This is a genomic window from Ignavibacterium sp. (genome assembly GCA_032027145.1).
Lineage (GTDB): Bacteria > Bacteroidota > Ignavibacteria > Ignavibacteriales > Ignavibacteriaceae > IGN3.
In genome coordinates this window covers 1,718,118-1,738,779 of sequence record JAVSMP010000001.1, presented here as the reverse complement: position 1 = coordinate 1,738,779, position 20,662 = coordinate 1,718,118, and the positions used below count along the sequence as shown (strand labels likewise).

Below are 20,662 nucleotides of genomic sequence, written 5' to 3'. Positions count from 1 at the left end.
TTACAAACCCACGACAAAAGTAATAAATTCTTTATTATCTCGCCAATTTACTTCTGTGTAATTCACGTACTCCAGTACCCTTTATAACTGGTTTCAACTGATACTCACCACTGACTAACTGGAATGCCCAATCAAATACAATTCTGTCAGATGTAATGTTTTTAACTCTGATTTTTGCAAAGTGATTATCAAAAGTCCAGATTACATAAGTATGACCAATTTTAGCGATTTCTTCTTTGTCAGGATTCCAACCGTTAACAGGTGCATAAGGAATATCGTAAATATCATTTGTCAATCCCATATCCTGAATGTCAGTATCATCATAAACAACTAAATAAGGTGTTCCCTGATAAATCTCAAAAAAGAAATCAGTTGCATTATCATTATATGGAACAGTTGTATAGTCATTAAATGTAAAACCTGATTTATTTGGGAATCTTCTATAATCAAATATAGATTGATTGAAACCCTCAGGTCTTGGTGTTGAATAGATTACATCATAGCTTAATTCACTTTCATTGCCGTTATAATCATAAGCAGCTACAGCATAATAATATTTTACACCATTTTCGGCGTAGATGTTTGCAAAGTGTGTACTTGAAGTGGAACCAATTAAGGTGTATCTGCCTTCATAAGTATAATTGTAATAAACGTTATATCCGGCAACGTCAGACTCGCGGTTTTTATTCCAGTAAATATCTACTCTATTATCTCCATTTAAAACTTGTATTCCACTTGGTGCTGCTGGCGGAGTGTAATCGTTGTCATAACTATCATTAATATTACAAGAAGTTATTATTAACATAGTTGTTAATAGAGCTGCGGTTATAGTTATCTTTTTCATGTTGTCACCTTTTCGATAAATTCAATTACTACAAAAATTAGCCAAAAGAAATGCCACTATAAAAGCGGCATTTTATAAGAAATAATTAGTATTCCAATTAGTAATTGTATAGATAAATGAACAACAACTGAATACAATAACTTAAATCTTTAGATCATTTATAGCCTTTCAAACTTCCCATCAATAAATATCTGATTTTTATTAATTATTGCAACAGATTTACCAGTTAACAAACGTTTATCAAAGGGCGTATTTACTGATTTAGATTTAAATTTTGTTTTATCTACTGTCCATATAACATCTGGATCAAGAATTGTGATATTTACTAACTCACCTTCTTTTATTTGCGGAATATTAATATTTAATATTCTTCTTGGGTTGATAGACAGCTTTTCAATCATCTGTTCAAGAGTTAGTACTTTCTTATGATATAACTCAGTAAATGCTAAACCAACTTGAGTTTCTAATCCAATAATTCCATTTGGAGCATATTCAAATTCCATCTCTTTTTCTTCAAGAGAATGGGGTGCATGATCAGATGCAATACAATCTATTGTTCCGTCTTTTAATCCGGCAATAATTTCATCAATATCTGCCCTTGTTCGAAGTGGTGGATTCATTTTAACATTGGGATCATAGGTTTTAACTGCATCATCCGTAAGTGTAAAATGATGCGGCGTAACTTCTGCAGTAACTTTTATTCCTTTTTTCTTGGCTTCGCGGACCATTTGAACAGATTTTTTTGAACTAATGTGTGCAATATGAACTTTTGCATCAGCATATTCAGCCAATAAAATATCGCGCATAACAATCAGGTCTTCGGCTACGGTTGGTATTGGCGGCAAACCAAGTAATGTGGAATTAATACTTTCATTCATTGCACCACCGGCAAGAGATTCATCTTCACAATGTTCAATAATCGGAAGATTAAACATCCTTGCATATTCAAGTGCTCTTTTCAGAATTGCTGCTGTTTTAATTGCAACTCCATCATCAGAAAATCCAACGACTCCTGCATCTTTTAATTCAGCCATTGGAGAAAGCAATTCCCCTTTCCGTCCAACAGTTGCAGCACCAATAGGATAAACATCAACTAAATGTTTTACTGACTGTTTTTTGATCAATGTAACTACTTCAGCAGAATCAATTGCTGGTTCAGTATTAGGCATACAGGCAATTCCGGTAAATCCACCGTTTGCTGCGGCATTACATCCTGTAATAACTGTCTCTTCATCTTCTCTTCCTGGTTCACGTAAATGAACGTGCATATCAAAAAAACCGGGAACAACAAATTTTCCTTTTAATTCTAAAACCTTTGCATCCTTTTTATCTGCTTCAGTCAGCTTCCCTATCTTTTTATATTTTCCGTCTTCAATTAAAATGCTTACGTCTTTTTCATTTAGCTTTTGATCTGGATTTACAAGATTAACATTGTCTAATACTAATTTCATTTTTATAAACTTTCTAAATTTTTAATTGAGTGTCCCGAGTAAATAAAGTACTGCCATTCTAACAGCAACACCATTTGTAACCTGTTGTAAAATAATCTGCGAGCTGCCGTCTGCAATTTCAGAAGACAATTCAACACCTCTGTTTATAGGCCCCGGATGCAGTATTAAAATATCTTTACCATTTTTTTCTAATCGTTCTTTGTCAATTCCAAAATATTTAGAATACTCTCTGATAGACGGAAAATATTCTCTTGCTTTTCTTTCTAGCTGGATTCTTAAAACATTTAATACATCATTTTCCTGAATTGCTTCATCAATACTATGGATAACATTTACACCCAGCTCATCAAGATATTTTGGAATCATTGTAGAAGGACCACAAACAGAAACCTTTGCGCCCATTGTTTTTAGTCCATAGATATTTGATAGAGCTACCCGGCTATGTGCAACATCACCGACTATACAAACTTTTAATCCCTCAAGTTTTCCAAGCTTTTCTCTTATGGAATACATATCAAGTAAAGCTTGTGTTGGATGCTCGTGAATTCCATCACCTGCATTTATGACATTTGCATCTGAAATCTTTGTAAGCATCAATGGAACACCTGCAGCAGCATGCCTTACAACAATCATATCTACTTTCATTGCTTCGATATTTTTTACAGTATCTTTTAGTGTTTCTCCTTTACTAACACTGCTGCCTGAAACTGCAAAGTTTATTGAATCTGCAGATAATCTTTTTTCAGCTAACTCAAATGATATTCTTGTTCGTGTTGAACTTTCATAAAACAAATTTACGATTGATTTTCCCTGCAATGTCGGAACTTTTTTTATAGGTCTTTCTAAAACCTCTCTAAAAGTTGTTGCTGTATCTAAAATTAACTGTATATCTTCTTTAGGAACATCTTTCATTCCTAATAAATGACGGTTTGATAATGACATATTTTTTACTTCTTTTCTGATTCAACAATATAAATGGCATCCTCGCCATCAAATTCTTTCATTTTAACTTTTATTTCTTCGCTGTGCGAAGTTGGTATATTCTTACCAACATAATCAGCACGAATCGGCAGTTCACGATGCCCCCTGTCAATTAGTATGCAAAGTTGGATTGAACTTGGTCTTCCCATATCCATAATTGCATTTAATGCTGAGCGAACAGTTCTTCCTGTATAAAGAACATCATCAACAAGAATTATATCTTTTTCATTTATATCAAAAGTTATATTTGAAACTGACACTTCAGGCTGTTTTAATCTTGTTCTAAAATCATCACGATAAAGAGTTACATCTAAAACACCAAATGGAAGATCGCTGTTATCTATCTGATGAATTTTTTCTTTAAGCCGTTCTGCTAAAAACTCACCTCTTGTTCTCATACCCATTAGAACAAGATTATGCGAACCTTTATTTTTTTCCAGAACTTCGTGTGCTATTCTGGTTAGGATTCTATCAAATCCTTCTTCATCCAATATTTTTGATTTTATGACCATATACAAAAAAGCCTCTTCGGAACAAATTCCTCAGAGGTTTACCTTATTTTAGTTTATGTTTAATTTCTTTCATCCTTTTCCATCTCGCGGGATAGAGTTAAAGGTTAATTTTATTTGCCCAAACTTAAAGGTAAAAGATTTTAAAGTAAAGAACTATCGAACTGTATTTAAAATTATTTTTATATTTGTTCAGCTAATATCTTTTTTTTGGGGGTGTAGCGCAGTCCGGCTAGCGCGTCCCGACAGGTCGGGAAGGTCGTGGAAATGTTTTATACTTATATAATTGAATCATCTGCTAATCAACGCTGGTATATAGGACATACTAGAGATATTGAAAGAAGATTAGTTGAACATAATTCAGGACAAAATAAATCAACAAAAGCTAAAGGATCCTGGGAGTTGATTTTTTTAAGAGGTTTTGAAAACAACTTAGATGCGAATAGATTTGAGTTAAAACTCAAAAAACTTAAAAATAAAAAATTTATTAGAACCGAATACGCAGAATTTTTCTTTTACAAATAGTATTCGGGGTGTAGCGCAGTCCGGCTAGCGCGTCCCGACAGGTCGGGAAGGTCGTGGAAATGTTTTATACTTATATAATTGAATCATCTGCTAATCAACGCTGGTATATAGGACATACTAGAGATATTGAAAGAAGATTAGTTGAACATAATTCAGGACAAAATAAATCAACAAAAGCTAAAGGATCCTGGGAGTTGATTTTTTTAAGAGGTTTTGAAAACAACTTAGATGCGAATAGATTTGAGTTAAAACTCAAAAAACTTAAAAATAAAAAATTTATTAGAACCGAATACGCAGAATTTTTCTTTTACAAATAGTATTCGGGGTGTAGCGCAGTCCGGCTAGCGCGTCCCGACAGGTCGGGAAGGTCGTGGAAATGTTTTATACTTATATAATTGAATCATCTGCTAATCAACGCTGGTATATAGGACATACTAGAGATATTGAAAGAAGATTAGTTGAACATAATTCAGGACAAAATAAATCAACAAAAGCTAAAGGATCCTGGGAGTTGATTTTTTTAAGAGGTTTTGAAAACAACTTAGATGCGAATAGATTTGAGTTAAAACTCAAAAAACTTAAAAATAAAAAATTTATTAGAACCGAATACGCAGAATTTTTCTTTTACAAATAGTATTCGGGGTGTAGCGCAGTCCGGCTAGCGCGCTTCGTTCGGGACGAAGAGGTCGTAGGTTCGAATCCTATCACCCCGACTTAAAAATAATGGGTTTAAGATGGCACAAAATCATTCTTTCGATATTGTATCTGAAATTGATTTTCAGGAAGTAGATAATGCTGTTAATCAGGCATTAAAAGAAATACATCAGCGTTACGATTTGAAAGATTCTAAAACTCAGATTGAGTTAAATAAAAAAGATAAATTACTCTCACTCAATACCAAAGATGATTACTCGCGCAAAGCATCAATTGATATTCTTGAAACAAAATTTATTCGAAGAGGAATTTCTATTAAAGCCTTAAAGTTTAATGAACCGGAAGCTGCTGCCGGAGGAAGACTAAAACAGACAATTAGTCTGCAAAGCGGAATTTCAAAGGATAATGCAAAAATCATTACAAAAATGATTAAGGAATCAAAGTTAAAGGTTAACGCACAAATACAAGATGAACAAATCAGAGTAACTGCACCAAAGATTGATGATTTACAGGTGGTTATAAAATTAATAAAAGATTCAGAACTGGATTTCCCTACTCAATTTGTGAATATGAAATAATTCAATTCTCTTTAAGACTAGTAATAATAAACTTCAACCTGCATAAGCCAATCTAAGTTTTTCTTTGTCAATTCCTTCCAGCAGCGTAAAATCATCTTCGCTTACTTTTTCTATATCACCAAAATATTTGTTGTCAACGCTGTCCTTTTGATCAGCAACCTTTACAGATGCAAATGACAGAATTGATAAACTACTTACAACAACATTCGTCGCGTCGTTCTTATCAACCTTGCCAACAATAACATAGGGACCCATAGAGATTGTCTGCTCGGCATATTTTTCATACTCGCGCGGAAAAATAACTGCCTCAAAAGTTCCTGTTCTGTCTTCGAGTGAAAGGAATTTCATTATCTCTCCTTTTCTTGTTTTGATTCGCTTGGAAGTCATATACCATCCAATAAGCTTAACATTTTTGCCGCGATGTTTTTCAAGATCTCTGGCTTTAACAATATCCGGTTTTTCAGTTTCATCTCGGTAAAAATAAAGCGGATGACGAGTAACCATATAATCAAATGTTTGATATTCTGCTTTACAGATTTCTTCGACACTGAAGTTTACATTTGTCCTTACTTCATTTTCAAGTAAAAATGTTTCGTGTAAAAAAAGATCGTTATAATTTTCGATAAGTATTTTTCTTTTATGGATATAAATATCAAGCAAACGTAAAAGCTCCGGTCTCGTTTTTTTTAAGCATCCCATTGCCCCGCATTTGATAAGTATTGATGTTTCCTCAAATCCAAGTTTAGTGCGAATAAGAAAATCCGCCAGTGAATGATACTCGCCATTTCTTTTTCTTTCATCAACAATTATATGGCAGCTATTGGCAGAAAGATTTTTTATCGCCATCAAACCAATTTGTATTTCATCATTTCTGCCGGTGTATCCGTAATTACTTTTATTAATAGATGGCAACAGAATCTTTAATCCGAGCCGTTTACACTCCCAAATGTAAACTGCTGCAGAATAAAATCCACCGCCGTTGCTTAATACGTTTGCCATAAACTCGGCAGGATAATGTGATTTTAGAAATGCAACCTGATAAGAAAGCAAAGCAAAAGATGCGCTGTGGGCTTTACAAAATGCGTATCCTGCAAAAGATTCTATCTGTCTCCATAGTTCATCGGCTTGCTTATCTGTAAGACCTTTTCTTTTACATGAAGAAAAATAATTCTCAGTCAGCTTTTGCATTGTTGCATGAGAGCGAAGCTTTCCGCTCATAGCCCGTCGGAGAAGGTCTGATTCTTCCAAAGTTAAGCCTGCAATGTGATGTGCAACTTTTATTACATCCTCCTGATATATCATAACTCCATAAGTTTCACTAAGAACTTTTTGCATTTCCGGAATAAAATATTTGCGTTTAGCAGGATCTTTGTGGCGTGCAATAAACTCCTGCATCATTCCGCTTTCTGCAACACCTGGGCGAATAATTGAACTTGCTGCAGTTAGCATTTCAAAATCATGTACATCAAGTTTACGAAGCAATGCTCTCATCCCTGGTGATTCGATATAAAAACATCCTATTGTCTGTCCTGTGCGAATGAGTTGATTTGTCTTTATATCATTAAAAAGCATTTCAAAGTCATAAATATCAAAATCAATTCTCTTTGTGTTTCGTGGTATAGGCGGATGCAGTGAAAACAACTTTGTAGTTTCGCGCCATTCTTTCGGCGCCCGATATGTTAATTCTTCAAGTTCCATTCTTAAGGATGATAATTCTTTTCTTTTCAGATTCAATATTAATAAAATAGTGAACACTTGAACACTATATAAAATTTTTGCATCAAAGAATCAATAGCGTAATTAACAATTGATTTTAAACAATTTAAATGCCTTATTAGAAGTGTAAATTTTCTTGCGAGGTAAATATGCAAACTGATGATACATTAGATTGGGTTTGTCAATATTGCGGCGTAGAAAATTCTGTATGGATTGATTTAACGATTGAGGGTAAGCAGGATTTTGTGGAAGACTGCCGTGTTTGCTGCAGACCAAACCGAATAATTGTTACGGTTGATTATGATAAAGAAGTAATGATTGAATCGCGGTTGATTGACGAGTGAAAATAGTTCTTTTAATTATATAGATCTACGTTAGTCTAACTTTGTTCTTTAATTATTTATTAAAGTTCAGCTTAAGACATTAGCAAATAGATTAAGGCTAAAAAAATTATTATCCCGTAGATAATGGAAAGATAAACGATAACTTTACCATTTAATTTAATAGTCCTATCAAGTTGTTCGAAATATTCTTTACCATCGAAGAACTCATTTTCAGTATTAATTGCAGAGAGAATTTTTTCACACTCAGAATTTGAATGTCCATCACTCATAAATCCTCTCCTAAAGCTATTGATTTAAAAAGTTCTATCTAATTGCTTATAATTAGTCCATAATCATTCTTAAAAATGAAGAGCTGTCGTCATCATTATCTGAATCATTTTTCTTTTCATTTTTTTCCTTCGCCCAGGAATATCTTGAGTTCTCCACAGTAAATCCACTCGGAGTATTTTTTTGTTCATCGTCATCAAGTGATGCCTTTGGGCTATTAACTCTTAGAATTGTTGGAACATCAAGATTATTTGCATCAACATTTGTATCCGGAGTATTATTGTTAAACAGATCAACAAAACCACTCTGAAGCTTGCCTGAGATAAAATTAGTAGATTTTTTGTTGCTTGAAGCCTTTCCAAAACCTGCCGGTCTGGCACTATCAAATCCCGTTGCAATTACTGTATATGAAATGTAATCGTTCATTTCTTCTTTTTTAACGATACCGAAAATCACATTAGCTTCTTCACCAGCGGCTTCATAAATAACATAATTACCTTCATTAACTTCCTGCATTGTCATATTGCTTGAGCCGGTAACATTAACAAGTACACTTTTTGCGCCTTTAATATTAACTCCTTCAAGCAGCGGACTTGAGATAGCTTTTTGTGCAGCTTCTATTGCACGATTTTCACCGCTTGCAATTCCGCATCCCATCAAAGCCTCTCCACTTGAATTCATAACAGCACGCACATCAGCAAAATCAACATTAATCAAACCTTCTATGGTAATTATATCGGCTATTCCGCGAGTTGCTTCATATAATACTTCGTTTGGTTTATCAAAGGCAGCAAATACATTAGAAGATTTATCAAGAATACTTAACAATCTTTCATTAGGAATTACAATCAAGCTGTCAACATGCTGCCTCAATTCCTGAATTCCCTTTTCAGCATTTATCATTCTTGTTTTACCTTCCCATTTGAAAGGTTTAGTAACAATACCAACTACAAGAGAGCCGATACTTTTAGCAATTGAAGCAATCACCGGAGCAGCACCGGTTCCGGTTCCACCGCCCATACCGGCAGTTATAAAAACCATATCACTTCCTGATAAAACATCTGCAATTTGGTCGCGATCTTCCTCAGCAGATTTTCTTCCGATGTTAGGATCAGCACCAGCGCCCAAGCCTCTGGTAATTGAATTACCTACCTGCACTTTTAAGTTTGCCGTACTGCTTCTTAATACCTGAGCATCTGTGTTTACAGCAATGTATTCAACACCATTTAATCCGCGTGTTATCATACTTTCGATGGCATTACAGCCACCACCGCCAACACCAACAACTTTTAAAACTGCTGACATCGGTTTTTCTCTATCGATGGTTGCAAATCGCGACATAGGTCCTCCTAAATATGATTTTATAATTCGTTAAAAAAATCTCTAACTTTTTTAAGTGTCATAATAAACCGCCCTTGCGATTTATCTTTCTGTTTTTTAATCAAGCCTTTATACTCACTTGATTTGCCGCCAGGTATTCCTCTTATCAATCCGGCAACAGTTGCAAACTCCGGACTTTCAATTTCATTTGACAATCCGGCGCCAAGCTCCTGCGGGACGCCAATTCTTGTCGGCAGTCCAAAAACTTCCTCAGCTAATTCTGTTACGCCTCTTAATAATGATCCCCCACCGGTAAGTACAATTCCTGCTTTAATCTTTGATTTAAATCCTGCAGTTCGTAATTCATTATCTACAAGAGTAAATAATTCCTTCATTCTTAAACTTATAATTTGTGTTAGTAAGCTGATAGGAATTTTTGTATTTCCTCTTGCACCGACACCTTTAATTAAAATATCTTCATCTTTTATAATTGCATTTTCACTTGCATAGCCATATTCTCTTTTTAACCTCTCGGCTTCATCTGTCATAACACCGAGTGATTCACGTATATCATTTGTAACCTGATTACCGGCAACACCAATTACCCGTGTATGTTTAATCGCTTTTTTATGATAGATCGCAATATCAGTTGTTCCGCCTCCGATATCAATCAAAGCAATTCCAAGATCTTTCTCGCTTTCTTCAAGCACTGATGCACTGGAAGCTATCGGCTGTAGGATATAATCCTGAACCTGAAAGCCGGCACGTTCAACTGACTTTCTTATATTTTCCATTGCCGGAATTGATGCAAGTACAACATGATTGCTTGCTTCTAATCTTGAACCTGACATACCAATCGGATCTTCAATTCCAGCATGATGATCAATTGAAAACTCTTCGGGAATAATATGAAGAATTTGCCTATCACCCGGAATGCTGATTGTTCTGACATCAGCTTCCAATCTATCAAGATCTTCCTTTATAATTTCTTTTTCTGCACGATTGATTGTTACATAATTTCTATGGCGCATACTTGTAATATGTTCGCCAGCAACACCAACATTTACAGTTGTAACTTCAAACCCAGCTCTGTTAGCAGCAATATCCATAGCTGTTTTAATTGCCTCAGCGGTTTTACCAATATTGGCAACCAATCCTTTATGCAATCCTTCAGAAGGAGCAATACCAAATCCAAGTACATCAATTCTGTTTTGTTCAGGAACTTTTTTTGCAATTACTGCGCAAACTTTTGTTGTACCAAGATCTAATCCAACCAGAATATCTTTTTCCATTAAATCAAACCTGTATTTTCTCTGCTTCCAATGTAAGCTTCGTTATTAAATCTTAAATCTATATACTCAGTATTCTGATAAGCACCCTTTAAGTTATTAATTCTTTCCCAGACTAAACTAAGATAAATCATCTTCTTTGATTCACTTCCTCTTCCGAAAACAACAGGATAATTAACTCCTGAAAACGTGAGTACAACATCACCGCCGTTTTTCAGATTTATTTCCGATATTCTTTTTGCTAAGTCTGTATCAGTAATTTTAGCTGCGTCAATTATTTTAAATGCTTCAATAATATCTTCCGTTTTGTACAATTTTTGCGGAACAGGTTTCTCTGATAATCTGAAATTACTTATGACAGGAATATCAGAATAGGTTGTATGTTCCATTATCTTTAACAATTCAAAATCACTTGTAACAAAAAACGGTTCTGCTTTTGTTAGCAGTATTGCATAAATATCTTTTTCTTTAATCCTAACATCAACATTGCCGCGTCCATCAGATTTTACCTCAGCCTTTGCAATGTAGGGATGTTCTTCTATTCTTTTTTTAATAATGTTTAGATTTATGTTATCATTAACTGATATCTGATCTATATTAGCAAAACGCATATATATATCTTTGTTCAGTAATTTATTTCCGAAAATATTTATCATTTTTATATCCTCTTTTCCTTTTTTACTGTAGGTAACAAGAGATAAATAAGTTGTTAAAACAACGATCGCCGATAAAAGAATAACACTTAATAATTTTCCAAAATCTTTTTTCATAACACTTAATTGAGCATTGCTATTAACTGCTCTCCGTACTTCCAGATATCACCGGCACCCATTGTAATTATTATATCACCATCTTTTTTAATTTGATTTAAAAATCCAGGTATTTCTTTTTTATCAGCAACATAATGAACGTTTTTATGACCTAACTCCTTTGCTGATGTTGCGATTAAATCACCAGTTACTCCTTCTATCGGTAATTCTCTTGCCGGATAAATATCTGTACAAATAAAAACATCTGAATTAAGAAATGCTTTACCAAACTCCTGATAAAAATCTTTTGTACGTGAATAAAGATGCGGCTGAAAAACAGCTATTAACCTTCTGTTCCATCCATCTCTTACGGCTTTTAACGTTGCTTCTGTTTCAGTTGGATGATGTGCATAATCATCAATAACCAGAATTTCCTTATTATATTTAACTTCAAATCTTCTGAAAACGCCTGAGAAAGATTCTAAAGATGATTTAATAATTTTAAAATCAACACTAAGTTCATTTGCAATTACAACTGCCACAAGTGAATTTTTAATATTATGTTTACCAGGAATTTTCAATGTTATCTCACCAAGTTCCTTTCCAAAATATTCTACTTTGAATGAACTTGTAAACCCGCTATGAGTTATATTAACAGCACGAACATCTGCTTCGGTATTTAATCCATAGGTAATTATTTTCTTGTTAATTTTCGGCATTATTTCTCTAAGCGCTGGTTCATCAATACAAAGAGTAACAAATCCGTAAAACGGAACTTTATTTGCAAATTCAGTAAACGCTCCCTTTATATCATCCAGATCTTTATAAGTATCAAGATGTTCACTTTCCAAAGTTGTAAGTGCAGCAATAACTGGAGTAAGTTTTAAAAATGTTCTGTCAAATTCATCAGCTTCAACAACAATAAATTCTCCCTTCCCTAATCTCGCATTCGTTCCGCCCAGACTGCTGAGTTTTCCTCCAACAATAATTGTAGGATCAATTCCACCATCAGTTAATGTTAAACCTACCATTGAAGTTGTTGTAGTTTTACCATGTGTTCCTGCAATACCGATTCCATATTTCACTCTCATTGTCTCAGCAAGCATTTCAGATCTTTTAATTACCGGAATTTTTTTTGCGATTGCTGCTTTGATTTCCGGATTATCAAATGAAACAGCAGAAGAATAAACCAATACATCAGCATCTTTCAGATTTTCAGCTGAATGTCCTTCATAAACAGTGATTCCAATTTTTTGCAGTCTATCTGTAACTTCACTTAAAGATTTATCTGAGCCCGAAATTTTAAAACCCTGATAGAACAGAATCTCTGCAATTCCGCTCATACCTATTCCGCCTATTCCAACGAAGTGAATTTTTTTAATATTCTTAAACATTTATGGTTTTTCAATTTCAGTTTTAAGTTGATGAAATCTTTTAACTAATTCATTTTCATTTTCATAATCACTTGGTCTTACAATAATCGGTCTGATCCTTGATTTAATTTTAATCCTTATAAATTTTAATGGATTAGATTTATCAAATCTTCTGTCTTTACCTATCTTAATAATATTAATATCACTTTTATTAATAAGCTTTGAACCAAAGCGATCACTAAAGATCAATCCTTCCCTGCTAAATTCAATAAATCTGTTTCGATATATGTTAAACAACAAAGCAATCATTGCAACTACAACAATAAAAGCAAGTAAATAAATAATTGGATCATGCATAATCAAAGTATATGAGCTTTCTACAAACTGTCCTCTTATCAACAAATAAACTATAAAAACAATGAAGTAAATAATTGTTGACTGATAGTAAAACGACATATTGTATTTAAACTTACTTTTATTTTTTAATTGTTCATCCGTCATACACTTAACACATAATTAATTGCACTCTTTGCAATTATGTTTGCAGCTTCCGGTCTGGAAAGCTTTTTTGCATTTTCACTTAAATTTTTTAACTGCTTTTCATCACCTGCAATTTCAATAATCTTATTATGTAATATATTTTTTACATCAGAGTCCTGTATAAGCACAGCAGCATCATTATCTTCAAGAGACTTAGCATTATAATATTGGTGATTCTCCGCGACGTGGGGCGAAGGGATTAATATTGAAGCAATTCCAAGCACGGTTAACTCAGCTATTGTTGTTGCACCAGCTCTGGCAACCAAAACATCGCAAGCTGAGTAAGCTTTGTCCATGTCTTCAATAAAATCCAGAATTTTCACGGAACTAAAGTTAATATTTTTATAGTTATGATAATAATTCTTTCCTGTCTGCCAGATTACTTGTAATGATTTTTTTTCTAACTCTTCCACACAACCAGCAATCGCTTCGTTTATAGACGCTGCACCTAAACTTCCTCCAAGTACAAGAATAGTTTTCTTGTTTTCATCCAGTCCAAAATATTTTTTTGCTTCTTCCTTCTTAGTTAAACCGAGTTCTGTTCTTACAGGATTACCTGTTACTTTAACCTTCTCTGGTTTTCGCAAATATTTTATCGAATCTTCAAAAGCAACATGCAATTCATCTGCATATCTTTCCAAAAGTCTTGTTGTAATTCCTGGATAACTATTTGATTCCATTAAAATAATTTTTGCACCAAGTACTGATGCGCCCCAGATAGCTGGACCGGCAACGTAACCGCCCGAACCAATTGCAACCTTTGGTTTAAACCTGAAAGAAATAACTACCGACTGAATCAGCGAGACAAAAAGTTTTAGCGGGAATATTAAATTCTCAAAATTAAATTTTCGGGAAAATCCTTTTATCCATATCGATTTAAAACCATATCCTAACTTCGGAACAACTTTTCCTTCAATTTTTGATTTCGTACCCACAAAAATTATTTCTGATTCTGGTTTAATTCTTTTAATCTCATTCGCAACAGCAATTGCAGGATATAGATGTCCGCCAGTACCTCCTCCGGCAAATAAAAATCTATATGGAGTTGTACTTTTCATTATCTTATTTCCTCAACTGCTAAAGTTGTTTTGTTATACGAATTAGTATCTGTTGATTTGAGTTTGTTTTTTTCCAGCAAGTAATTGTTAATAGCTATATTAATCAGGATTCCAATTGAGATACACAAAAAAACAACTGAAGTACCGCCATAACTTATAAATGGCAGCGGAAATCCAGTTGTCGGCACTACTCCGGTTGCAACTGCTGTATTAGCAAAAGCATAAATAATTATTGAATATGATATTCCAAAAGCCAGCATCTGACCAAACCTGTCCTTTGTTTTTTTCGCTATTAAAATACCCGCAGTAAATAATGTCAGATATAAAAACAAAACTACTATTACACCAACAAATCCAGTTTCTTCACCAAGAATTGCAAGAATAAAATCGCCATAAGATTCTGGTAAAAATAGATTACTTTGTCTGCTTCCGCCGATTCCTATACCAAATAAACCGCCGCTGCCAAGACTAATAATTCCTTGTTTGACCTGATGAGCTAATTGTCCGTTTTCTCCAAACGAATGAATAAAACTTAAAATTCTTTTTCTTGAGTGCGTTAAAAACATCATAAAGACTCCCGCACTGGCTAATAACACAAGAGAAGAAACCAAAACATGTTTTAACCTTGCACCGCCCACAAATATCATAGTTAATGACACTACTGTAATTAATAAAGCATTACTGACATTTGGTTGAAAAAATATTAATACAACAAAGATGAACACCCAACTAAGCAAAGCCAAAAAACCATTTTTTAATTCTGTTACATATTCTTTCTTTTTTTCTAGTAAAAAAGCCAAATGAATTATAAGTACCAGCTTTGCAATATCTGCCGGCTGAATTGTTGTAAATCCAAGATTAAGCCAGCGCCCAGAACCTTTTACCTGTGGAGCTATAATGAGTGTAATTAAAAGAAGTAAAGCTGCTGATATAACTGCTGGTTTACTTACATTTCTATACCACTCGTATGGAATAAAACTAAATGCAATCAACATAGCTATGCCAAACAAAACTTTATAAAGATGCTGATTAAATAAATAAAATGAGTTGTTAAACTTAGTTGCACTATAAGTACTGCTTGCACTCATAACTATTATCAACCCGATCAGGATAAGACTAAGAGTTGCGAAAAATACTATGACAGCTAATTTTTTCATTTACTATTTACAATTTCCTTAAAAATTTTTCCGCGGTGTTCATAATTATCAAACATATCAAAACTTGCACAAGCCGGAGAAAGTAAAACAACATCCCCACTTCGTGCTTCGCTTAAAGAAGCATTAACAACATCGTTAAAATCAGTTTTTATTTCTGTTTTAACTTTGCGATGAAAGTAATTAAAAACTTTTTCTGCCGATGAACCTATGGCATATATTTTTTTTACTTTTTTTACCACAAGATCTTCAATCATTGAATAATCATTTCCTTTATCCTGCCCGCCAAGAATTAAAAATATCGGCTCATCAAAACTCTTTAATGCAACTTCAACAGAATCGACATTGGTAGCTTTGGAATCATTTATAAATTTAATCCCTGCAATTTCTCTTACTAATTCCAATCTGTGCTCAACACCCTTAAACGATTTTAACGCTTCTAAGATTTTTTCATGATTAAGTTCAAATATTTTAGCTGCAATTATAACCGCCATTGCATTTTGTATGTTATGTTCACCTTTAATGTTTATATCTGAGACTTTGCAGCTAAACTCAACTACATCATTTCTCAGAAATTTTACCTCATCGTTTTCTAGATAACATCCGTTAGTAACTTTTTTCTTAGTTGAGAAAAAGAAAATCTTACTTTTTGCTTTAGTGAAATACTGATTTAACAAATCGCTGTCTTTGTTTAGGATCAGAAAATCATCTTCATTCTGATTCTCAAATATTCTCAATTTAGATTTTGCGTATTTCTCAACGCTGTTTTCATATCTATTTAAATGATCTGGAGTAATATTCAGTATCATTGCAACTTTTGGTTTAAAGTTCTCTATCAGATCAAGCTGAAAACTTGATATCTCTAAAGAAACAAATTCATTCTCATTAACTTTATCAGCCACTTCTGAAAAAGCTAAACCGATATTACCGGCAGTATAAGTTTTCTTATCACATTCATTAAAAAGATAACCGCATAAACTTGTTGTAGTAGTTTTACCGTTAGTTCCGGTTATACCTATTATATTTCCTCTGCATAATGCTGAAGCAAATTCAAGTTCACTTATAATTTTCAGATTTCTTGCCCTGGCTTTTTTAATAACTTCTGAATCAGAAGGTACACCCGGACTAACAATCATTATATCACAATTAAATACTCTATCAGAGTGTTTTTCAATTTCAAAATCAATTCTTTCGTTTTTTAAAATTTCTATTGATGGTTTTAATTTATTTTCTGAACCGGAATCGCTTACAAATGGAACTGCACCAAGTTGTTTTGATAACTTAGCAGCGCCAATTCCACTTCTTACAGCACCAATAATTGATATTTTTTTATTTCTGATTTCTATCATCTTATCTTAAATGAAGCCAAAGTTATGATTGCAAGTATTATTCCTATTATATAAGCACGAACAACAATTTTTGGTTCAGCCCATCCAACCATCTCGAAGTGATGGTGAATCGGAGCCATTTTAAAAACTCTTTTTCCTTCGCCGTACTTTTTCTTTGTGTATTTAAAGTAAAGTCTTTGAATGATAACCGATAGAGTTTCCATAAAAAAGATTCCGCCAAGAATTGGGATAAACAATTCTTTCTTAATCAGCACAGCAATAATTCCAAAAGCTCCGCCTAATGCAAGCGATCCTGTATCACCCATAAATACTTGCGCCGGATACGAGTTGAACCAAAGAAATCCCAATCCTGCACCAACAAGTGCGGCAATAAAAATTGTTAATTCGCCTGAGCCCGGCAAATAAATTATATTCAGATAGTTTGCAAAGATTAGGTTACCGCTGAAGTAAGAAAGCAAAGCAAGGGCAATCATTATAATTACAATTACTCCTGTTGCCAGTCCATCTAATCCGTCGGTTAGATTAACTGCGTTTGAAGTTGCAGTTATTATAAACACAACCAACGGGATGTACAGATATGAAAAATCCAGATTAACATTTTTTAGAAATGGTACTGTTGTTAAAGTACTATATCCATTAAACTCAGGTGAAAAATAAATTACCGATCCAACAACTAATCCAATAAAAACCTGTCCTAATAATTTATAACGAGCAATTAATCCATTTGGAAGTTTCTTAATTACTTTTAAATAATCATCCAAAAAACCCACCAGACTAAGCCAGATAGTTCCGGCAAGAATTAAAATAATATAAATGCTTTTCAAATCTCCCCAGAGTAAAACCGGAATAACCACAGATAATATGATGATCATTCCTCCCATAGTAGGTGTTCCAACTTTTGACCAGTGAAAATTCGGACCATCTGCTTTTTTAGCCTCACCGATTTGATGAGCCTGTAATCTTTTAATTATCTTGGGACCCAGATAAAATGCCAGGAACAATCCTGTTATCGCTGCAAGTGCAGATCTGAATGTTAAGAATCTGAAAATATCAAATCCCGGAGGATTGAAAGTTTTATTTATGTATTCAAATAAATAATAAAGCATTATTTTTTTCTGTCTTCAATTACTGAAACAAATTCTTCCATTTTCATTCCGCGTGAACCTTTAATCAAAATTGCAGAATCAGTAATATCAATTTTTTTTAAAATATTTTTTAATGATTCCCGCTGTGTAAAATGCTGATGGGTTTTCGTTTTACCATTAAGCTTTTTATCCATCAGTTTCATCATTTTACCAATCGAGTAAATTTCATCAGTTTGTGTTTTATTAATTAAGTCTGCAAGATCTAAATGCTTGGCTTTTGATTCATTTCCGAGTTCAAACATATCACCGATTACTGCAATTCTTCTTTTGCGTGATTGAATCTTATTTAATACATCAAATGAAGATCTCATTGAATCAGGGTTTGCATTATAAGTGTCGTTGATTAGAGTAAATTTTCTATAATTCTTAACTTCTAATCTTTTTCTATAAGTTTTTACTTTCTTTAATGCATTTTTTATTTGTAAATCAGTTAGACCAAGTTCAGATGCAATTGCAAATGCTGAAGTAAAGTTTAATACATTTTTCTCGCCAATAACCGGTAAAACTGCATCAAATAATTTTTTCTTATTCTTGATTACAATATGCGGCATTACGGATTTATCGTATCCTAAAATCTTTGTTTTATAATCTGCCTTTTCATCCAAAGCAAATGATACTTTACTTTTTATTTTCTTTCCAATCTCTTTCAGCAGTTTATCATCATTGTTTATAAATACTTTTCCATTACGTTTTATTGTTTCATTAAATAATGCAGATTTCTCTTTTAAAACTCCTTTGCGGTTTTTAAAATATTCGAGATGCGAATCGCCAATGTTTGTAATCAGTGCAAAGTCAGGACTTAAGATCGAGGCTGTATATGGTATTTCACCAAAATGATTTGTTCCTAACTCCGCAACAAGGATATTATGTTTTTCGTTAGTGCTCAGTATTGTCAGCGGCACTCCTATGTGATTATTATTATTTGCAATTGTTTTGTTCACTTTAAATTTTTCAGAAAGCAAAGCTGCAAGAATCTCTTTTGTTGTTGTTTTGCCAGCGCTTCCGGTAATTCCGATTATTTTAGTTTTAAGCTTCAGTCTCCAGATTTTTGCAATGTCTCCTAAAGCTTTTGTTGTATCCTTAACGGTTATAACCGGAATATCAATCTCACTTAAGTTTTTAAAATTATTTTCATTTACTATTACAGCAACCGCACCTTTTTTTACAGCTTCATTTATAAAATTATGCCCGTCAAATCTTTGACCTTTAACTGCAATGAACAAAGTATTTTTTTTAACAGTTCTTGAATCAATTGAAACATTATAAATAGTTTTAAACACATCAGGATTGTGGATCACTGCTGTCGGGATGTTAAAAATATCTTTAATATTTAAATATGTTCTTTTCATCAAACTAAATACTTTAATGCTACTTCCTGATCAGAAAAATGATTTCTGACTCCATTTATCTCCTGATAACTTTCGTGTCCTTTACCTGCAATTAAAACTACTGCACTCTCATTAGAATTTTGAATAGCTTTTTTAATCGCCTCTTCCCTGTTCTGTTCAATCTCAAAGTTATTTTTGGAAATTCCTTTTTTAATATCTTCAATAATTGAAATTGGATTTTCAGTCCTTGGATTATCTGATGTAACAAATACTTTATCACTAAGCTCACTTGCAATTTTTCCCATAAGCGGTCTTTTAGTTTTATCTCTGTCACCGCCGCATCCAAAAACTGTTACAACTTGTTTTTTGTCTTTTACTATTTCTCTGATTGCTTGCAGTGCTTTTTCAAGGCTATCAGCAGTATGTGAATAATCAACAATAATCTTTTTCTTTCCTTTACCTAAAACTTCAAATCTTCCCGGAACCTGAGGAACTGATTCTATCCCTTTTACTATTTTATCAGTACTAAAGCCTAAACAAAGAGCTGCAGCAAATGCAGATGCTGCATTGTAAGCATTAAACACTCCAATTAATGAAGTGTGAATTTTATAATCAACATTTTTATGAGTAATAGTAAAATCGGTTCCTGTTAAATCGTAAATTATATTTTTTATTTTAAAATCTGATCCATCGCTTATTCCATAAGTAAAAACTTCTGCCCTGGAATCATTTACAATCTGCCCGGAGTTTTTATCATCTTTATTAATGATTGCAAACGAATTGCTGTTTAGGTTATCAAATAAAATCTTCTTTGCCTTAAGGTAATCATCAAATGATTTGTGAAAATCCAGATGGTCAGAAGTTATATTTGAAAACACTGCTGTCTTAAAATCTAAACCATATACTCTGTTTAACACTAATGAATGAGATGAAACTTCCATTACCGCATATTCGCAGCCGGCTTGAATCATTTCGTAAAACATTTTGTTAAGGTCATTCGATTCCGGTGTTGTTAATTTTGAGTCAACTTTTTCATTACCGATATAATTTGCGATAGTTCCGATCAGTCCGCTTTTATATCCATTACTTTGAAAGATGTTTTTCAAAATAAAAGCAGATGTAGTCTTTCCATTTGTACCTGTTATTCCAATTAACTTTAAAGTGCTTGTAGGATTTTTATAAAATCCTTTTGATAATTCAGCCAGGGCTTTTCTGCTGTCTTTAACAAGTATTTTGGCAATCTGAGAATGAGTTATTAAATCATCAGGTAATGCTTCATTATTTTCAACAACAACTGCAATCGCTCCTTTAGTTATAGCCTCCAGCAAGAATCTGTGACCATCATTACTAAATCCCTTAATAGCAACAAAAACTGAATTCTTTTGTACCTTTCTTGAATCATAAACAATATCAGCAACATCTTTACGCTGAACATTTCCTGTAATCTGAATTGAGCTTACGCTATTTATCAACTGTGTTAATTCCATT

At 33.4% G+C, this 20,662-nt stretch carries 22 protein-coding genes and 1 tRNA gene; 6 read left to right on the top strand and 17 right to left on the bottom strand.

Translation table 11 applies throughout. From position 1 onward, the window contains the following. Positions 1 to 34: 34 nt before the first annotated feature. The 4 genes from ROY99_07255 to pyrR form a co-directional block, all read right to left on the bottom strand. Positions 35 to 844: a hypothetical protein gene (locus ROY99_07255; protein ID MDT3696175.1), complete on the bottom strand. Its 810-nt coding sequence runs from the start codon at positions 842 to 844 to the stop codon at positions 35 to 37. 158 nt (positions 845 to 1,002) lie between these two features. Continuing rightward, complete coding sequence (locus ROY99_07250) at positions 1,003 to 2,295, bottom strand: dihydroorotase (GenBank protein MDT3696174.1); 1,293 nt, start codon at positions 2,293 to 2,295, stop codon at positions 1,003 to 1,005. Between the two features lie 21 nt (positions 2,296 to 2,316). Beyond that, complete coding sequence (locus ROY99_07245; GenBank protein MDT3696173.1) at positions 2,317 to 3,237, bottom strand: aspartate carbamoyltransferase catalytic subunit; 921 nt, start codon at positions 3,235 to 3,237, stop codon at positions 2,317 to 2,319. A 5-nt stretch (positions 3,238 to 3,242) separates the two neighbouring features. Further along, positions 3,243 to 3,788: a bifunctional pyr operon transcriptional regulator/uracil phosphoribosyltransferase PyrR gene (gene pyrR / locus ROY99_07240; GenBank protein ID MDT3696172.1), complete on the bottom strand. Its 546-nt coding sequence runs from the start codon at positions 3,786 to 3,788 to the stop codon at positions 3,243 to 3,245. Between the two features lie 264 nt (positions 3,789 to 4,052). Between pyrR and ROY99_07235 the strand changes: the two genes are divergently transcribed. The 5 genes from ROY99_07235 to ROY99_07215 all read left to right on the top strand — a co-directional run bounded on the left by ROY99_07235 (position 4,053) and on the right by ROY99_07215 (position 5,542). Then, on the top strand, positions 4,053 to 4,310 hold the full coding sequence (locus tag ROY99_07235) for a GIY-YIG nuclease family protein (GenBank protein MDT3696171.1): 258 nt from the start codon (positions 4,053 to 4,055) through the stop codon (positions 4,308 to 4,310). Positions 4,311 to 4,369: 59 nt separating this feature from the next. Continuing rightward, positions 4,370 to 4,627, top strand: coding sequence for a GIY-YIG nuclease family protein (locus ROY99_07230; GenBank protein ID MDT3696170.1), 258 nt, complete (start codon positions 4,370 to 4,372; stop codon positions 4,625 to 4,627). Positions 4,628 to 4,686: 59 nt separating this feature from the next. Beyond that, complete coding sequence (locus ROY99_07225) at positions 4,687 to 4,944, top strand: GIY-YIG nuclease family protein (GenBank protein MDT3696169.1); 258 nt, start codon at positions 4,687 to 4,689, stop codon at positions 4,942 to 4,944. A 4-nt stretch (positions 4,945 to 4,948) separates the two neighbouring features. After that, a tRNA-Pro gene (locus ROY99_07220) sits at positions 4,949 to 5,023 on the top strand. A 21-nt stretch (positions 5,024 to 5,044) separates the two neighbouring features. Next, positions 5,045 to 5,542 (top strand): YajQ family cyclic di-GMP-binding protein, encoded by a 498-nt coding sequence (locus ROY99_07215; GenBank protein MDT3696168.1) that lies wholly within the window; start codon positions 5,045 to 5,047, stop codon positions 5,540 to 5,542. Between the two features lie 33 nt (positions 5,543 to 5,575). On the opposite strand, the gene ROY99_07210 is transcribed toward ROY99_07215, so the two are convergent. Next, on the bottom strand, positions 5,576 to 7,276 hold the full coding sequence (locus tag ROY99_07210) for a hypothetical protein (protein ID MDT3696167.1): 1,701 nt from the start codon (positions 7,274 to 7,276) through the stop codon (positions 5,576 to 5,578). Positions 7,277 to 7,407: 131 nt separating this feature from the next. On the opposite strand from ROY99_07210, the gene ROY99_07205 reads away from it, so the two are divergent. Further along, the gene (locus tag ROY99_07205) at positions 7,408 to 7,602 is read left to right on the top strand and encodes a CPXCG motif-containing cysteine-rich protein (protein MDT3696166.1); all 195 of its coding nucleotides are present in this window, start codon (positions 7,408 to 7,410) and stop codon (positions 7,600 to 7,602) included. Positions 7,603 to 7,673: 71 nt separating this feature from the next. On the opposite strand, the gene ROY99_07200 is transcribed toward ROY99_07205, so the two are convergent. The 12 genes from ROY99_07200 to ROY99_07145 are packed head-to-tail and all read right to left on the bottom strand — an operon-like array spanning position 7,674 to position 20,661. Beyond that, on the bottom strand, positions 7,674 to 7,871 hold the full coding sequence (locus ROY99_07200) for a hypothetical protein (GenBank protein ID MDT3696165.1): 198 nt from the start codon (positions 7,869 to 7,871) through the stop codon (positions 7,674 to 7,676). A 52-nt stretch (positions 7,872 to 7,923) separates the two neighbouring features. Beyond that, on the bottom strand, positions 7,924 to 9,210 hold the full coding sequence (ftsZ, locus tag ROY99_07195) for a cell division protein FtsZ (protein ID MDT3696164.1): 1,287 nt from the start codon (positions 9,208 to 9,210) through the stop codon (positions 7,924 to 7,926). A gap of 20 nt (positions 9,211 to 9,230) precedes the next feature. Continuing rightward, on the bottom strand, positions 9,231 to 10,481 hold the full coding sequence (ftsA, locus tag ROY99_07190) for a cell division protein FtsA (GenBank protein MDT3696163.1): 1,251 nt from the start codon (positions 10,479 to 10,481) through the stop codon (positions 9,231 to 9,233). After that, positions 10,481 to 11,248: a cell division protein FtsQ/DivIB gene (locus ROY99_07185; GenBank protein MDT3696162.1), complete on the bottom strand. Its 768-nt coding sequence runs from the start codon at positions 11,246 to 11,248 to the stop codon at positions 10,481 to 10,483. Before ROY99_07185 ends, ftsA begins: the two co-directional genes overlap by 1 nt. Before the next feature lie 5 nt (positions 11,249 to 11,253). Further along, complete coding sequence (murC, locus tag ROY99_07180) at positions 11,254 to 12,621, bottom strand: UDP-N-acetylmuramate--L-alanine ligase (GenBank protein ID MDT3696161.1); 1,368 nt, start codon at positions 12,619 to 12,621, stop codon at positions 11,254 to 11,256. Beyond that, positions 12,622 to 13,101: a hypothetical protein gene (locus ROY99_07175; GenBank protein ID MDT3696160.1), complete on the bottom strand. Its 480-nt coding sequence runs from the start codon at positions 13,099 to 13,101 to the stop codon at positions 12,622 to 12,624. It lies immediately after the preceding gene. Next, positions 13,098 to 14,198, bottom strand: coding sequence for an undecaprenyldiphospho-muramoylpentapeptide beta-N-acetylglucosaminyltransferase (gene murG / locus ROY99_07170; protein MDT3696159.1), 1,101 nt, complete (start codon positions 14,196 to 14,198; stop codon positions 13,098 to 13,100). The genes ROY99_07175 and murG overlap by 4 nt, the downstream gene beginning before the upstream one ends. Continuing rightward, positions 14,198 to 15,355, bottom strand: coding sequence for an FtsW/RodA/SpoVE family cell cycle protein (locus ROY99_07165; protein ID MDT3696158.1), 1,158 nt, complete (start codon positions 15,353 to 15,355; stop codon positions 14,198 to 14,200). The genes murG and ROY99_07165 overlap by 1 nt, the downstream gene beginning before the upstream one ends. Next, a complete protein-coding gene (gene murD / locus ROY99_07160) occupies positions 15,352 to 16,701 on the bottom strand; it encodes a UDP-N-acetylmuramoyl-L-alanine--D-glutamate ligase (protein MDT3696157.1) in 1,350 nt (449 codons plus the stop codon). Before murD ends, ROY99_07165 begins: the two co-directional genes overlap by 4 nt. Continuing rightward, positions 16,698 to 17,807 carry a phospho-N-acetylmuramoyl-pentapeptide-transferase gene (gene mraY, locus ROY99_07155; protein MDT3696156.1) on the bottom strand — a complete coding sequence of 370 codons (1,110 nt, stop codon included), beginning with the start codon at positions 17,805 to 17,807 and terminating at the stop codon, positions 16,698 to 16,700. The genes murD and mraY overlap by 4 nt, the downstream gene beginning before the upstream one ends. Next, a complete protein-coding gene (gene murF / locus ROY99_07150) occupies positions 17,807 to 19,195 on the bottom strand; it encodes a UDP-N-acetylmuramoyl-tripeptide--D-alanyl-D-alanine ligase (GenBank protein ID MDT3696155.1) in 1,389 nt (462 codons plus the stop codon). The genes mraY and murF overlap by 1 nt, the downstream gene beginning before the upstream one ends. Continuing rightward, on the bottom strand, positions 19,195 to 20,661 hold the full coding sequence (locus ROY99_07145) for a UDP-N-acetylmuramoyl-L-alanyl-D-glutamate--2,6-diaminopimelate ligase (GenBank protein ID MDT3696154.1): 1,467 nt from the start codon (positions 20,659 to 20,661) through the stop codon (positions 19,195 to 19,197). Before ROY99_07145 ends, murF begins: the two co-directional genes overlap by 1 nt. Position 20,662: the final 1 nt, after the last annotated feature.

Bases quoted from the DNA above. Each gene is read 5' to 3' on its own strand.
- ROY99_07255 (MDT3696175.1), bottom strand. From the start codon at position 844: ATGAAAAAGATAACTATAACCGCAGCTCTATTAACAACTATGTTAATA.
- ROY99_07250 (MDT3696174.1), bottom strand. From the start codon at position 2,295: ATGAAATTAGTATTAGACAATGTTAATCTTGTAAATCCAGATCAAAAG.
- ROY99_07245 (MDT3696173.1), bottom strand. From the start codon at position 3,237: ATGTCATTATCAAACCGTCATTTATTAGGAATGAAAGATGTTCCTAAA.
- pyrR (MDT3696172.1), bottom strand. From the start codon at position 3,788: ATGGTCATAAAATCAAAAATATTGGATGAAGAAGGATTTGATAGAATC.
- ROY99_07235 (MDT3696171.1), top strand. From the start codon at position 4,053: ATGTTTTATACTTATATAATTGAATCATCTGCTAATCAACGCTGGTAT.
- ROY99_07230 (MDT3696170.1), top strand. From the start codon at position 4,370: ATGTTTTATACTTATATAATTGAATCATCTGCTAATCAACGCTGGTAT.
- ROY99_07225 (MDT3696169.1), top strand. From the start codon at position 4,687: ATGTTTTATACTTATATAATTGAATCATCTGCTAATCAACGCTGGTAT.
- ROY99_07215 (MDT3696168.1), top strand. From the start codon at position 5,045: ATGGCACAAAATCATTCTTTCGATATTGTATCTGAAATTGATTTTCAG.
- ROY99_07205 (MDT3696166.1), top strand. From the start codon at position 7,408: ATGCAAACTGATGATACATTAGATTGGGTTTGTCAATATTGCGGCGTA.
- ROY99_07200 (MDT3696165.1), bottom strand. From the start codon at position 7,871: ATGAGTGATGGACATTCAAATTCTGAGTGTGAAAAAATTCTCTCTGCA.
- ftsZ (MDT3696164.1), bottom strand. From the start codon at position 9,210: ATGTCGCGATTTGCAACCATCGATAGAGAAAAACCGATGTCAGCAGTT.
- ftsA (MDT3696163.1), bottom strand. From the start codon at position 10,481: ATGGAAAAAGATATTCTGGTTGGATTAGATCTTGGTACAACAAAAGTT.
- ROY99_07185 (MDT3696162.1), bottom strand. From the start codon at position 11,248: ATGAAAAAAGATTTTGGAAAATTATTAAGTGTTATTCTTTTATCGGCG.
- murC (MDT3696161.1), bottom strand. From the start codon at position 12,621: ATGTTTAAGAATATTAAAAAAATTCACTTCGTTGGAATAGGCGGAATA.
- ROY99_07175 (MDT3696160.1), bottom strand. From the start codon at position 13,101: ATGACGGATGAACAATTAAAAAATAAAAGTAAGTTTAAATACAATATG.
- murG (MDT3696159.1), bottom strand. From the start codon at position 14,198: ATGAAAAGTACAACTCCATATAGATTTTTATTTGCCGGAGGAGGTACT.
- ROY99_07165 (MDT3696158.1), bottom strand. From the start codon at position 15,355: ATGAAAAAATTAGCTGTCATAGTATTTTTCGCAACTCTTAGTCTTATC.
- murD (MDT3696157.1), bottom strand. From the start codon at position 16,701: ATGATAGAAATCAGAAATAAAAAAATATCAATTATTGGTGCTGTAAGA.
- mraY (MDT3696156.1), bottom strand. From the start codon at position 17,807: ATGCTTTATTATTTATTTGAATACATAAATAAAACTTTCAATCCTCCG.
- murF (MDT3696155.1), bottom strand. From the start codon at position 19,195: ATGAAAAGAACATATTTAAATATTAAAGATATTTTTAACATCCCGACA.
- ROY99_07145 (MDT3696154.1), bottom strand. From the start codon at position 20,661: ATGGAATTAACACAGTTGATAAATAGCGTAAGCTCAATTCAGATTACA.